Genomic DNA, 12851 nt, shown 5'->3' on the forward strand with positions numbered 1-12851 from the left:
ATGAATTATATACAACAAGCCTACAAAGGCCAGCTTTATTTATGGATGTTTTTTCTAACAACGGTTATTGTTGGAGGCGTTTTCTTTATAAATTTTGTAATCTATTTAACCTATGATCAATCTGATCTAGATGCTGCTTACGAGCTTTTCGCAAATATACCTTCTAGCTTAAATTTGGCCATAAACTTAGCGCCATTTGCTATATTATTAGGACTATTGTTTCTATTAGTGAAATTTGTACATCAACGCAGTATATTATCCCTAACCACAGGAAGAAGCAAGGTGGATTTCGGTAGGGTTTTCTTTTCGTTTATGATGATAGCCGTATTTACTCTAGTAAGCTTTTTCGTAGCATATTCAATAGATTCCTCAGAGATCGTTTTTCAGTTTGATGCCAGCAAGTTTGCTATCCTCTTTTTGGTAAGTATTATTTTATTTCCATTTCAAATCGGTTTAGAAGAATACTTGTTTAGAGGTTATCTTATGCAACATCTCGGTGTGTTGGCTAAGAATAAGTGGTTTCCATTGATATTTACCTCAATACTATTTGGTATTGCACATAGTGCCAACCCAGAAGTTGGAGCTATAGGATTCTGGAAAATGATGATTTTCTACATTGGTACAGGATTGTTACTGGGTATAATGACCTTGATGGATGATGGATTGGAACTCGCATTAGGATTTCATTTAGGTAACAATTTATTGGCATCGCTATTGGTAACTGCAGACTGGACAGCATTACAAACGGATGCCATTTTTAGAAGCACCGCAGAACCATCAATGAGTATTATTGGTGAAATATTAGTTCCTGTTTTGGTAGTATATCCAATAATGTTGTTGATTCTATCTAAACGCTACGGATGGAACAATTGGAAAGAGCGTTTATTCGGAAAAGTAGTTCCTCCACAAAAAGAAGATTATAAAATTATTAAATAATGACACCTACTTTCAATAAAGTTCATAACCGATTTAAGTTTAATGGAATTCATTTTAATCATGGAGATTTAAATGAAGTTGCCTATAGCGTTATAAAAGAAGGAGACCCTTACGAAAAAGAAATAGGTAATTTTTTAATCGATTGGTTAAACAATGATGATTACTTGGTCGTTAAGACTTCGGGTTCCACCGGCCAACCTAAAAAGATAAAACTACAGAAACAGGCTATGGTAAACTCTGCCATTGCTACTGGTGATTTTTTTGGATTGCAACCTGGCGATAAAGCATTACATTGTTTACCTAGCCACTATATTGCTGGTAAAATGATGTTTGTAAGAGCTATGGTATTGGGATTGGAAATAGACTTTGTAGAGCCAAGTTCAAAACCGATATTTAATTACGAAAAGCACTATGACTTTTGTGCTATGGTGCCGCTTCAGTTAAAGCATACTATAGATTATGTCAACAATATAAAAACCATAATTGTAGGTGGTTCTATGGTAACCAAGCCATTGCTGAAAAAAGTTAAAGAAGCACCTTCAAAGTTTTTCGAAACTTATGGTATGACTGAAACCGTTACACATGTGGCTGTTAGACAACTGCAATCAAAAGCAGGTGACGGAGAACCATATTTTAAGGCGTTGCCTAATGTTGAATTTACCACAGATGATAGAAGCTGTTTGATTGTGCATGCACCTAATCTGGTTAAAGAGCCATTGGTGACCAACGATATTGTTGATTTACAATCTAAAACCAGTTTTAAATTACTCGGACGTTACGATAATGTCATAAATTCAGGTGGAGTAAAACTGTTTCCTGAGCAAATAGAGGAAAAATTGCAACCTATAATCAATGAGCGTTATATTATCGCTGGAGAAGATGACACTGATCTAGGTGAAAAGTTGGTTCTCATTGTTGAAAATTCAAAAGAATCCACAGAGCACATTCTTAAGAATATTAAGGAATTAAAAACATTGGATAAGTTTGAAATCCCAAAGAAAATCTATGTCATTGATAAATTTTCTGAAACCACAACAGGAAAAATACAGCGTAAAAAAACCATAAAAGCGGTTTTGAGTAGTTAACTCATTCATACGCATACTTCACTCATTTCCAGTTTTATTTTCTAGGTAAGGTGCATAGTTTTATATCAACTATAAACACCAAACCAATGAAACGACTATTCACATTATTACTTGCTTTGATGATGACATCGGCAAGTTTTGCACAGGAAAAAAACATTGAAACAGAATCAGTTACACTTGATAACCTTATTACATTTATAGTAGAACATTATAGTGTTCAAACCGACTCGACCGAAACAAAGAACATCACATTCCTTATTGAGACTTACGCTGATGATTTCAATACAGAAGATAAGGTAATTCTAAAACAAGCTTTTAAATTGTTGACTAAGCGAGTTACTGAGGACGATCTCATTAGTATTGTTACATATTCAAGTTTTAGTGGCATTGCACTTACTCAAGTTGAAGCAACTGACATAAAAAAACTACTATATGTTATTGAACATCCAAAGTCTAGTGTGAAAACTTTTGAAGAAGATGGCATTGAGCTCGCTTATGAGTTTGCAAAAGAAAACTTTATTGAAGACTCTGAAAATTCAGTAGTAATGATACGTATTCCTAATAGAAAAGATGAAGTTGCAAAAGCGGACTCTAAGGATTCAAATAAAACCACCAAAAAGAAAAGTAATGCTGTGGTCTTAACAGCTATTGCCTTATTACCAGAACTTATAGCTGTTATTAAAGATTGATATTAACAAAAAAACCCAATGCCATCGCATTGGGTTTTCATATTATATCTACAAGATTTTAGTTCTGAGCAGAAAGGTTTTTCATTTCTTCCTCAACCATTTCGTAGAACTGATCGATTTTTGGCATCACAACGATTCTTGTACGTCTGTTTTTTGCTCTGTTTTCAGCAGTATCATTTTCAACTAAAGGTACGTGGTAACTACGACCAGCAGCAACCAATTGTTGTGGGTTTACTTCTAATTCCTCTAATACTCTTACCACAGAAGTTGCACGTTTTACACTCAAGTCCCAGTTATCTAATAAAGGTGGCTTGCTGTAAGGTACGTTATCGGTGTGTGCTTCTACCATAGCTTCAAAATTAGGCTTGCTGTTTACTACTTTAGCAACTTTTCCTAAAATTTCCTTAGCACGGTTAGTTACAGTATAACTCCCGCTTTTAAATAATAATTTATCCGCGATTGAGATAAATACAACCCCTTTTTCAACATTCACCTCAATATCAGGATCGTTAAGACCTACTTCTTTCTTAAGACTTGTAACAATAGCAAGTGTAACACTGTCCTTACGAGATAACGCATCTTGTAGACGTGTAATTTTAAGGTTACTCTCTCTTAGACTTTCTAATGACTTTTCAAGGTTTTCTGCACCTTTACTGGTAAGCTCAGTTAAATCTTGTGAGCTTTTTATCAAGGCTTCATTGCTCTTTCTCATGTCAGCCAACTGGTCTTTCATTGTTTCGACTCTAGCATTAGCAGCAGCAGCATCAGATAGGCATTTATTTAGTTTTACAGTCGCAGAATTCAATAAATCTTGGGTTTCTTGATGTTTTGCTTCAAGCGCCGCGTACTCTTTCTTCGACACACAAGATGCTAACAACACCATTGAGCAAACACTTAATAACATTAGTTTTTTCATAATTTTGATACTAGTTTTAATTGTTAATTTTTAACATATCAAAATTATTGAAAAGAATAGTGGGCTGAACAATGATTAACAAAAATTTTAACAGTTTTATAAACAATTAAAATTTTTCTCTCTTTTTGATAAAATAAGCCCAAACAATCGAATTGATTCTATAGTAATTTGGCCGTTTTGGAAGTTGTTTTCGCTGACTTAAAATTTGTCTCAAATACTTGTAAAAAGATAGATGGGCTTTAAAAATAGCGAAAAAATATTTCGGCTTAAGTTGAAACAAAAATCGCATTGCGGCTATACCATCAAGCTTCATTCTAACAATAGTTCTTATAAAAACATTAGAATCTGTATTTTTTACGAGCGTGAATAGACTATTTCTAAAATTGAGATAGGTTTTTCTTGGATTGGTATTGCTCAATGTAGCACCACCAACATGGTAAACGGTTGAGGTTCCTACATACCTTGCCTTGTGGTTGGTGTTGAAAGCTCGCCAACATAAATCAATTTCTTCCATGTGGGCAAAATAGGATTGGTCAAACCCGTTTAGTTCCTTAAACACGGAATTTTTAATAAAAAAACAAGCTCCAGATGCCCAGAAGATATCTATGGTATCATTGTATTGGCCGTTATCTTTTTCAATGGTATCAAAAATGCGACCTCTGCAAAAGGGATATCCGTATTTATCTATAAAGCCTCCAGCTGCACCAGCATATTCAAAATAATCCTTGTTTTTGTAGTCTAATATTTTTGGTTGAATGATAGCAGTTTGAATGTTCGCGTTAAACTCATCAACAATGGGCTTTAACCAATTTTCAGTCACTTCAATATCACTGTTTAAAAGGCAGAGTAGTGGTTCTTCAATATATCTTAAGGAATCGTTATAACCTTTGGCATAACCACCGTTTTCTGCATTCTGAATGGTGGTTAATGTTGGGAAATGTTCAGAAACAAAAGAAACGGAACCATCCGTTGAGGCATTATCCGCAACATAGATTTTAGCACCATCAGAATGATTGACAACCGAAGGTAGAAACTGCTTGAGTAATGCTTTACCATTCCAGTTTAAAATTACTACTGCGATGTCTTTTGTTGTGTACATTTATACTGAGGTATAATCTGGAATATCTTTTAAAAACACGTAACGTTCTGCTTGCATATCCATTTCACAATAATAGTGATTAATTCCATTGGTTACCATAAGATAAGTCGCATCTAGTTGTAAATTATAACGTGCAATTTGGTCAAAAGTGCTTTGGTCTATGGTTATATTGTATGATTTACATTCAACCATAAGGTGAATACTCCCATCAGGATTAAACACCACAATATCGTACCGCTTTTTCAATCCGTTAATGGTCAATTCCTTTTCAACATTGATTAGAGATTTAGGAAATTTCTTCTCATTGATTAAAAAATGGACACAGTGCTGTCTTACCCATTCTTCGGGTTGAAGAATGATGAATTTTTTCCGAATGACATCAAAAATAGAAACTTTATTTTCTGTACTTTTGAGTCGGTATTCAAACTTAGGAAAGTTGAGGTCTTGCAATGCTTAAGTTGTAATATTTCAATCAAATTTAAGGACATAAAAGCAATATTCAATAGACAAACTCCAAATTCCAATAGTGTATGCTCATTTTTAGGAATTTAGAGTTTTAAACTTTGGAATTTTAGAAAACTTTGGACGAAGTAAAACAACTAGTTGGCGCGATTAAAAAAGGGGACATCAAGCCCATTTATTTTCTCATGGGTGAGGAAGCCTATTATATAGACAAGATTTCGGATTTTATTGAAGATAATGTGCTAGATGAAGCTGAAAAAGGTTTTAACCAAATGGTGCTTTATGGCCGTGATGTTTCTATTGATGATATTGTAAGTAACGCCAAGCGTTATCCAATGATGGCGGAAAAACAGGTGGTTATTGTCAAGGAGGCTCAAGACTTAAGTAGAACCATTGAACAATTGGCAAAATATGCCGAAAATCCGCAGCCAACCACAGTTTTGGTCATTAACTACAAGTACAAAAAAATAGATAAACGTAAAGCGTTATATAAGGCATTAAATAAACATGGAAGTGTTGTTTTTGAAAGTAAGAAACTATACGACAATCAAGTACCAGATTGGATAAGGCGTGTACTTAAAGGGCAAGGTTACGATATTTCTCCAAAGGCTGCCCAAATGCTTGTTGAGTTTCTAGGAACTGATTTAAGTAAAGTGAATAATGAGCTCGATAAGTTAAAAATCGTTCTCCCAAAAGGCACTCAGATTACTCCAGAGCATATTGAAGAAAACATTGGGATAAGTAAAGATTTCAACAATTTTGAACTTAGAAAAGCGGTTGGTGAGCGTAATGTGGTAAAAGCACACCAAATAGCAAAATATTTTGCAGATAACCCTAAGGATAACCCTATGGTGGTTACGGTTTCACTACTTTTTAGTTTCTTTTCTCAATTATTGCACCTTCATGGCATGCATGATAAGTCCCCTCGAAGCGTAGCTTCAGCCCTAAGAGTTAATCCGTATTTTGTAAATGAATATTTAACAGCTGCTCGTAATTATCCGATGAAAAAGGTGAGTGCTGTTATTTCGTTGCTTCGTGAGTTTGATGTAAAAGGAAAAGGTGTAGGTGCCAATGCTGTGCCGCAAGGTGATTTGCTTAAAGAGTTGTTGGTTAGGATTCTGGGTTGATACTTAACGAATCGTAACCCTGTTTAGTTTGAAAGGTCAAAGCCTATTCAACAATCAATCGTTTTGTTACGCCATTACCACTAGAACTTTCTTCAATTTTAATTAAATAGACACCAGAATTCAAATCAGAAATGTCAATTTGTTTCTTGTTGGAGGTTTTTACCAATTGCCCAGTAATGGAATAAATCTTTGTTTCAAGATTATTTTGACTTAAAGTAATTAGCCTCTTAGCAGGATTTGGATAAAAAGAAATAGATTCAGTTTCTATGTCAGAAGTACTTAAAGTTGAAGTATTAAAACTGTACAAACCAGCATTTAGTGAAGAATTTTCCTCAGCTGAAACATAGTACTCATCCACATTCAACGGAATGACACCTTCAATCTGTGGCGAATAATTTGCTGGCACGCTTACGGAAGTTTTCGTAACGCTCCCATTAGAAAACAAACCAGAATGAAAACTCTCTAGCTCAATTAAAAATGCTCCGTTTGCATCATAACCAATCAACATTACAGCATTACTCAGAATATTAAATGTTGCACCGGAAATTAGACCTTCTGCGGCTATTGTGTCAACCATAGAAAGACTGTGTGTTCCAGGTGTTTTGGGTAATTGATAGATGTTGGTGTTGCCATCCACCCAATTTTTTGAAAACACATATAAATTATTGTTATAATGAATTAAGCCTTCAGCATCAAAGTTTGTTGCTAAAGGGCTAGGTGTAAAATCGGTTTGGTTACTGTAGCTGAAATTAATCTCGTCTGCTGTTACTGACGTACTAGCAAAATAATCTACTATCGCTATACGATAGACTTTTAAATTGGTTCGGTCACCTTGGTAGTTTCCAAAATCACCAATGTAAATATATGTGTCATCATGTGTGAGATCTTCCCAGTCTGTGTTTGTGGCATTTGTTATAGTTACGGTTCTAGTCACCATACCAGTTGAGGTGTCCACATCAAACAGTTGGTTGGTTGTTGCAGAATCGTTGTGGGTTATAAGCGTGTTGTTTAAATACAGTAATCCTGAAGTTTCACTAACTGAGTCACTTAAATCGGTTTTTAGAGTGAATTGCTGTGCGCTAACACATAAAATGGAACAAAATAGAATGATATTAAAACATGCTTGCTTTACCATAGAACATTTTGAATAATGTCTAAATGTAGCAATTCTAAAGATTTGGGCATTAAAAATTACATAAGCCACAAGAATTTGGGGTAAAGTGTAAAAGTTAATGGACTTTAAAAATCTAAAACCCTATGGTAGTGCAATAACTCATCATCACTGTTGGGCAAGTTTCCTAAACCTTTTAAGCTAAAGCCCAATCGCTCTAATAGTTTTCGTGATGCAGCGTTCTCTTCTAAGGTATAACCGCTTAGTTCGGTTAATCCATAGTCTTGTTGCGCCACATGCATTAATTTATTGGCAGCTTCATAGGCGTAGCCTTTACCTTCAAATTGAGGAAGAAATGCAAAACCTATATCTGGATCTTCCCTGTCTTCTCTATGGTATATGCCACAAGTGCCAAGTTTTACGTTATCATCTTTTCTTAAAATAACATTGTTGCTATAACCATGTTTATTAAACTGTACAAGTACTTTTTCTATAATGTAGTTTTCTGCCTCTTCAACGGTTCTTACATTTCTGTCGCCAATAAACTGAATCCATTTTGGTGTATTCATTAACTCCAAAATAAAAGGTGCATCCTTTGTTGTTATTGGTCTAACATGAAGTCTTTGTGTATAAAATGAATTTCCTGAAGTCATTAAACATCGAGAAGTTTTTATTCGGTTGGCTGGGAATATGTTATTTTTACATAACAATATAGCATTTAATATACAGAATTATTACATGAAAATATTATCGAAAGAGCAAATTTACGAAGGTGACAAACTCACTACCGAACGCCAAAACATCTCATCTACAGATTTAATGGAACGCGCAGGTACCCAAATATTCAATTGGATTCATATGCGAATGCAAGGCGCACAAGTGCCTATTCATGTGTTTTGTGGTATTGGTAATAATGGAGGTGATGGTTTGGTTTTGGCTCGTCATTTAATTACACATGGTTATAATGTGGTGACTTATATTGTTAATTGTAGCGATAAACGGTCTAAAGATTTTCTCATCAATTATGACCGTATAAAGGATGTCACCAAGGAATGGCCAATTATGTTGAGTTGTGGCGCAGATTTTTCGGAAATTGTTATAGAAGAAAGAGATATAATCGTTGATGCTGTTTTTGGTATTGGGTTGAATAGACCACCTAACGAATGGGTTCAGAAGTTATTTCAATGGTGGAGATCTTCTAAGGCCTATACATTAGCAATAGATATTCCTTCAGGATTATATACAGACAAAGCTGTTGAGGATGAAAATGCCGTAGTTCACGCTGGTTATACCTTAAGTTTTCAATCTCCAAAATTGGTATTCTTTTTACCAGAGACAGCTAAATATACAGTACAATGGGAAGTTTTGGATATTGGCATTGATAGAGGTTATCTCATGCAAACTGAAACGGAAGCAGAGCTTATCGCAAAGTTAGAAGTTTTACCGCTTTATAAACCTAGGGATAAATTTTCGCACAAAGGTGATTTTGGTCATGTTATGATTCTCGGTGGAAGCTATGGAAAAATTGGCGCTGTAAATTTGGCCTGTAAAGCTGCACTCAGCTCTGGTGCAGGATTGGTAACGGCTTACGTACCAGAATGTGGTTACCAGAGTTTGCAAACATCGTTGCCAGAACTTATGGTGATTACAGATGAAAAACCCAATTTTATTAGTAATATTAATTTCAATATTGATCCAACAGTGGTCGGAGTAGGTGTTGGACTCGGAACAGAGGATGAAACAATAAGTGCTTTAGAAAATTTTTTGAAAACAAATAAAGCCCCTTTGGTTATTGATGCTGATGGATTGAATATTCTTTCAAAGAAAAAAGCGCTATTGAAATTATTACCTGAGCAATCCATTTTAACACCACATCCTAAAGAGCTTGAACGTTTGATAGGGAAGTGGTCAGACGATTTTGAAAAACTTAAAAAAGTTAAGGCATTCTCTAAAAAATACAAGGTTATTGTACTGATTAAAGGTGCTCATAGTATCACCGTATTTGGTGATAAACTGTATGTAAATACCACAGGGAATCCAGGTATGGCAACAGGAGGAAGTGGAGATGTGCTAACCGGGATAATTTCTGGTTTGGTTGCTCAAGGTTACGAGCAGTTGGCTGCCACTATTTTTGGTGTTTATCTTCATGGGAAGTCAGCAGATATTGCTTTGGAGGATTATGGCTACCAAAGTTTAATTGCAAGCCACATTATAGATTATATTGGTAAAGCTTATATCGATTTATTTAAACAACCCGAAGAACCACAGGAAGAGGCACAAGAAGAACAGCAACAAAAAGCGAAAAAACAAAGAGGGAGGCCTAAAAAACGATAGAGATTCTTGCTTATAGAACATAAAAAAAAGCCTTCATTTCGAAGGCTTTTTTTACTTATTCCACTAATTATATTTTCAATTCATTAAACATCTTCACCAATTTAGGATTGGATGGTCTTGGTGCATCCGCACTAACAATATTACCATCAGGATCAATTAAGATAAACCTTGGGATGCCTTCAATGGCATAGTCTTTTACAAATTGTGAATTCCAGTCGTTATCAGCCATTAATTGCACACCTCCAAGTTCTTTTTCCTTCACCATTTCTACCCAAGTATTATGAGCGGAGGCTTTATCAATAGAAGTACTAACAAATGCAATGTTTTTACCATGAAATTGTTTTTCTACTTCTTTTAGTGAAGGTATTTCCCTAATACAAGGTCCACACCAAGTTGCCCAAACATCTACATAGACATACTTTCCTTTTAGGTCTTCTAGAGATGTTGTGCCACCTTTATGATTTTCATATTCTACAAATTCTGGTGAAGGCATTCCTTTTGCCAGCTTCTTTACTTTGTCATACTTAGCTGTTAATCCTTCTTTGAATTTTTCATCAGAAGACATGGCCATTAAGCCATTGTAATAGGCTTCATTATGCTCATTATTTGGCGAAATATCATAACGTAATCTATTGGAAAGATCAGCCTTTAGAGCTGAAAACGTGTTGTTATTGATATCTTCAAAAACTTCAGATGGATTTTTGCTGTCACTTATTTTAGATGCGTAATGACCCTGTACCAGTCTTTTGTAACTGTCAAGCTTGGCATAATCTTCTTCGTTATTATAATCAACGGATTGCAATAACTTTATAAAATCCTCAGAAGGCTTAAATTCTTCTTTTTTTGCATAATAAGCATGGTAAGACTTATAGCTTTGAAGGTCTGCAAAATGTTCATAATCAATATTTTTCTTTTCTATAGCTTTGAGGCCATCACTTATGTTTTCTGCACTTTTAAGCAATTCTAACTTAGTGCTTTTTACTTCATCCATAGTAGCAAGAAATTCTGCTTCTTCCATAGCAAACACCTTTGCAAAATCTAAGTTAGATTTTTCATCAGCTAAAACTTTTTTGGCTAAATAGTTATTATTTTCAGATCCTATACCAGTAAACTTTATGCTTTCATCAAACTCTTTTGTATCTACAGTAACATTAATATCGTCACCTTGTTCTAAGTATAGATAAGCTATTTCCCTTCCGTGATCGAAAGTGTAAGTGCCATTTTCAATTTTTAGAGTATCAGCAAAGGTTCCATCGTCGTTTAGAGCTATTTCTTTTACTTTTTCTCTGCCGTTTAGAATAGTAACAACCTTATTAGCAGGATTTTCAATTTTACCTGAAAGTAATGCATAATCGATTTTTGGTTCTTCCTTACATGCAAAGAGGGAAACTGCAATACAAATGACAAATAATCTTTTCATAATTAATGTTTTGTTGAGTATCAAAAATATAAATTATAAGGAGATATTCAAGAGAATATGATTTATTAACAAATTGTTGTGAAACCAAAAAATATTCTCAATTTTGAAGGATATAACTTAGAATCTATGGATAACTATCATATCATTTCTTCTGAAACAATTGATATTGTTACGATATACAATATTTTTAAAGAAAATAAAAAATTAAAACTCTCTCAGAAGTCAATTGATAAAATAACAGCCTGTAAAGCTTATTTAAATGAAAAGCTAGCCAATAATAAAAAGCCAATTTATGGAATTAATACAGGCTTTGGATCGCTTTATAATGTAAAGATTTCAGATAAGGATTTAACGAAGCTTCAGGAAAACCTTGTGATGTCTCATGCTTGTGGCACTGGTGATCGTGTTCCAGAATCCATTGTTAAAGTGATGCTGCTTTTAAAGATTCAATCATTAAGTTATGGACATAGTGGTGTGCAGTTAAAGACCATTGAGCGGCTTATAGACTTTTTTAATAATGATATATTTCCTTTTGTATTTACACAAGGGTCATTGGGAGCATCAGGTGATTTGGCACCCTTAGCACATTTAGCTTTACCGCTTTTAGGAAAGGGAAGTGTTGTGCATAACGGTGAAAATTTTGAAGCTTCAGAACTTTTAACAAGATATGGTTGGGAGCCCATTAAACTTGAAGCTAAAGAAGGTTTGGCGCTCTTAAATGGCACACAGTTTATGAGTGCTTATGGTGTTTATTTGTTATTGATGTCTCACAAAACATCATATATGGCAGATATCATAGCCTCTATTTCTTTAGATGCTTTTGATGGGAGATTAGATCCTTTTCACGATTTGGTCCATGATGTAAGACCACATCCAGGTCAGAGAAAAGTTGCAAGGAGATTTAGTGAACTTTTGGAAGGAAGTGAACTCATCAATAGAGAAAAAGAACATGTGCAAGATCCATACTCGTTCCGATGCATTCCTCAGGTACATGGAGCTACAAAGGATACTCTGGATTTTGTAGAGAAAGTGATTTTAACAGAAATTAATGCTGTTACGGATAACCCAAATATTTTTCCTGATGAGGATATGATAATTTCTGGTGGTAATTTTCATGGGCAGCCCTTAGCTTTGGCTTTAGACTATTTAAAAATTGCTATGGCTGAAATCGGTAATATTTCTGAACGCCGAATATTTCAATTAGTTTCAGGGTTACGAGGTTTGCCAGCGTTTCTCGTAGATAATCCTGGATTGAATTCTGGTTTTATGATACCACAATATACAGCAGCTAGTATTGTTAGTGCTAATAAACAATTGGCTTCACCTGCTAGTGTGGACAGTATCGTTTCTAGTAATGGACAAGAAGACCATGTAAGTATGGGAGCCAATGCTGCAACTCAAGCTCACACATTAATTAGAAACGTAGAGCGCATTATTGCTATTGAGTTAATGAATGCTTCACAAGCCTTAGAATTTAGAAGACCATTAAAAACGTCTCCGTTACTTGAGTCTTTCTTGGAACACTATAGAAAGGTCGTTCCATTTATAAAAGAAGATCAGGTGTTACATAATGATATTGAAGCTTCAATACGGTTTATTAAAGAGGTTGATATAGAAGTAGAGGAGTTGTTTTTAAATAATTATGGTGTGGAAAAACATTGATGTTCACACT

The 12851-nt window shown here is 34.7% G+C and carries 12 protein-coding genes; 6 read left to right on the forward strand and 6 right to left on the reverse strand.

Annotation, left to right across the window (positions count from 1 at the left end; all coding sequences use genetic code 11):
- From ACQ65V_RS11635 to ACQ65V_RS11645, 3 genes are all read left to right on the forward strand, one after another.
- Positions 1-936 carry a CPBP family intramembrane glutamic endopeptidase gene (locus ACQ65V_RS11635; protein WP_430468029.1) on the forward strand — a complete coding sequence of 312 codons (936 nt, stop codon included), beginning with the start codon at positions 1-3 and terminating at the stop codon, positions 934-936.
- Complete coding sequence (locus ACQ65V_RS11640; RefSeq protein ID WP_430468030.1) at positions 936-2021, forward strand: AMP-binding protein; 1086 nt, start codon at positions 936-938, stop codon at positions 2019-2021. Before ACQ65V_RS11635 ends, ACQ65V_RS11640 begins: the two co-directional genes overlap by 1 nt.
- Before the next feature lie 86 nt (positions 2022-2107).
- Positions 2108-2710 (forward strand): hypothetical protein, encoded by a 603-nt coding sequence (locus ACQ65V_RS11645; protein WP_430468031.1) that lies wholly within the window; start codon positions 2108-2110, stop codon positions 2708-2710.
- A gap of 58 nt (positions 2711-2768) precedes the next feature.
- Here ACQ65V_RS11645 and ACQ65V_RS11650 read toward each other — a convergent pair whose 3' ends face one another.
- The 3 genes from ACQ65V_RS11650 to ACQ65V_RS11660 form a co-directional block, all read right to left on the reverse strand.
- Positions 2769-3626: an OmpA/MotB family protein gene (locus ACQ65V_RS11650; RefSeq protein ID WP_430468032.1), complete on the reverse strand. Its 858-nt coding sequence runs from the start codon at positions 3624-3626 to the stop codon at positions 2769-2771.
- A 106-nt stretch (positions 3627-3732) separates the two neighbouring features.
- On the reverse strand, positions 3733-4725 hold the full coding sequence (locus ACQ65V_RS11655) for a glycosyltransferase family 2 protein (RefSeq protein WP_430468033.1): 993 nt from the start codon (positions 4723-4725) through the stop codon (positions 3733-3735).
- A complete protein-coding gene (locus ACQ65V_RS11660) occupies positions 4726-5175 on the reverse strand; it encodes a type I restriction enzyme HsdR N-terminal domain-containing protein (protein WP_430468034.1) in 450 nt (149 codons plus the stop codon).
- A 131-nt stretch (positions 5176-5306) separates the two neighbouring features.
- On the opposite strand from ACQ65V_RS11660, the gene holA reads away from it, so the two are divergent.
- Positions 5307-6314 (forward strand): DNA polymerase III subunit delta, encoded by a 1008-nt coding sequence (gene holA / locus ACQ65V_RS11665; protein ID WP_273292913.1) that lies wholly within the window; start codon positions 5307-5309, stop codon positions 6312-6314.
- 43 nt (positions 6315-6357) lie between these two features.
- Here the strand turns inward: holA and ACQ65V_RS11670 are convergent, their stop codons facing one another.
- Together ACQ65V_RS11670 and ACQ65V_RS11675 are read right to left on the reverse strand one after the other, a co-directional pair.
- Positions 6358-7449 carry a T9SS type A sorting domain-containing protein gene (locus ACQ65V_RS11670; RefSeq protein ID WP_430468035.1) on the reverse strand — a complete coding sequence of 364 codons (1092 nt, stop codon included), beginning with the start codon at positions 7447-7449 and terminating at the stop codon, positions 6358-6360.
- Between the two features lie 104 nt (positions 7450-7553).
- Positions 7554-8078, reverse strand: coding sequence for a GNAT family N-acetyltransferase (locus tag ACQ65V_RS11675; RefSeq protein WP_430468036.1), 525 nt, complete (start codon positions 8076-8078; stop codon positions 7554-7556).
- A gap of 85 nt (positions 8079-8163) precedes the next feature.
- Between ACQ65V_RS11675 and ACQ65V_RS11680 the strand changes: the two genes are divergently transcribed.
- Positions 8164-9759 carry an NAD(P)H-hydrate dehydratase gene (locus ACQ65V_RS11680; RefSeq protein ID WP_430468037.1) on the forward strand — a complete coding sequence of 532 codons (1596 nt, stop codon included), beginning with the start codon at positions 8164-8166 and terminating at the stop codon, positions 9757-9759.
- Between the two features lie 67 nt (positions 9760-9826).
- Here ACQ65V_RS11680 and ACQ65V_RS11685 read toward each other — a convergent pair whose 3' ends face one another.
- Positions 9827-11179: a redoxin family protein gene (locus ACQ65V_RS11685; protein WP_430468038.1), complete on the reverse strand. Its 1353-nt coding sequence runs from the start codon at positions 11177-11179 to the stop codon at positions 9827-9829.
- 126 nt (positions 11180-11305) lie between these two features.
- On the opposite strand from ACQ65V_RS11685, the gene hutH reads away from it, so the two are divergent.
- A complete protein-coding gene (gene hutH / locus ACQ65V_RS11690; RefSeq protein ID WP_430468632.1) occupies positions 11306-12841 on the forward strand; it encodes a histidine ammonia-lyase in 1536 nt (511 codons plus the stop codon).
- Positions 12842-12851: the final 10 nt, after the last annotated feature.

The organism is Winogradskyella ouciana, from assembly GCF_965284585.1.
Lineage (GTDB): Bacteria > Bacteroidota > Bacteroidia > Flavobacteriales > Flavobacteriaceae > Winogradskyella > Winogradskyella ouciana.

Coding starts and splice junctions, on each gene's coding strand:
- ACQ65V_RS11635 (WP_430468029.1), top strand. CDS start 1: ATGAATTATATACAACAAGCCTACAAAGGCCAGCTTTATTTATGGATG.
- ACQ65V_RS11640 (WP_430468030.1), top strand. CDS start 936: ATGACACCTACTTTCAATAAAGTTCATAACCGATTTAAGTTTAATGGA.
- ACQ65V_RS11645 (WP_430468031.1), top strand. CDS start 2,108: ATGAAACGACTATTCACATTATTACTTGCTTTGATGATGACATCGGCA.
- ACQ65V_RS11650 (WP_430468032.1), bottom strand. CDS start 3,626: ATGAAAAAACTAATGTTATTAAGTGTTTGCTCAATGGTGTTGTTAGCA.
- ACQ65V_RS11655 (WP_430468033.1), bottom strand. CDS start 4,725: ATGTACACAACAAAAGACATCGCAGTAGTAATTTTAAACTGGAATGGT.
- ACQ65V_RS11670 (WP_430468035.1), bottom strand. CDS start 7,449: ATGGTAAAGCAAGCATGTTTTAATATCATTCTATTTTGTTCCATTTTA.
- ACQ65V_RS11675 (WP_430468036.1), bottom strand. CDS start 8,078: ATGACTTCAGGAAATTCATTTTATACACAAAGACTTCATGTTAGACCA.
- ACQ65V_RS11680 (WP_430468037.1), top strand. CDS start 8,164: ATGAAAATATTATCGAAAGAGCAAATTTACGAAGGTGACAAACTCACT.
- ACQ65V_RS11685 (WP_430468038.1), bottom strand. CDS start 11,179: ATGAAAAGATTATTTGTCATTTGTATTGCAGTTTCCCTCTTTGCATGT.
- hutH (WP_430468632.1), top strand. CDS start 11,306: ATGGATAACTATCATATCATTTCTTCTGAAACAATTGATATTGTTACG.